This is a genomic window from Salmonella sp. 32120201201600049SM, assembly GCF_017572835.1.
Classification (GTDB): Bacteria; Pseudomonadota; Gammaproteobacteria; order Enterobacterales; family Enterobacteriaceae; genus Salmonella; species Salmonella enterica.
This window is the reverse complement of sequence record NZ_JAGESA010000034.1, coordinates 1-586: the sequence shown is the minus strand read 5'-3', so window position 1 is coordinate 586 and position 586 is coordinate 1. Positions and strand designations below refer to the sequence as shown.

General features: G+C 55.8%; 1 rRNA gene. It reads right to left on the bottom strand.

The features are described from left to right. A 23S ribosomal RNA gene (locus J4650_RS22665) occupies positions 1 to 586 on the bottom strand; the annotation flags it as partial.

The following is a 586-nucleotide window of genomic DNA, read 5'->3' as shown; positions in this document are numbered from 1 at the left end:
AAGTCTCAGGGAGAACTCATCTCGGGGCAAGTTTCGTGCTTAGATGCTTTCAGCACTTATCTCTTCCGCATTTAGCTACCGGGCAGTGCCATTGGCATGACAACCCGAACACCAGTGATGCGTCCACTCCGGTCCTCTCGTACTAGGAGCAGCCCCCCTCAGTTCTCCAGCGCCCACGGCAGATAGGGACCGAACTGTCTCACGACGTTCTAAACCCAGCTCGCGTACCACTTTAAATGGCGAACAGCCATACCCTTGGGACCTACTTCAGCCCCAGGATGTGATGAGCCGACATCGAGGTGCCAAACACCGCCGTCGATATGAACTCTTGGGCGGTATCAGCCTGTTATCCCCGGAGTACCTTTTATCCGTTGAGCGATGGCCCTTCCATTCAGAACCACCGGATCACTATGACCTGCTTTCGCACCTGCTCGCGCCGTCACGCTCGCAGTCAAGCTGGCTTATGCCATTGCACTAACCTCCTGATGTCCGACCAGGATTAGCCAACCTTCGTGCTCCTCCGTTACTCTTTAGGAGGAGACCGCCCCAGTCAAACTACCCACCAGACACTGTCCGCAACCCGGAT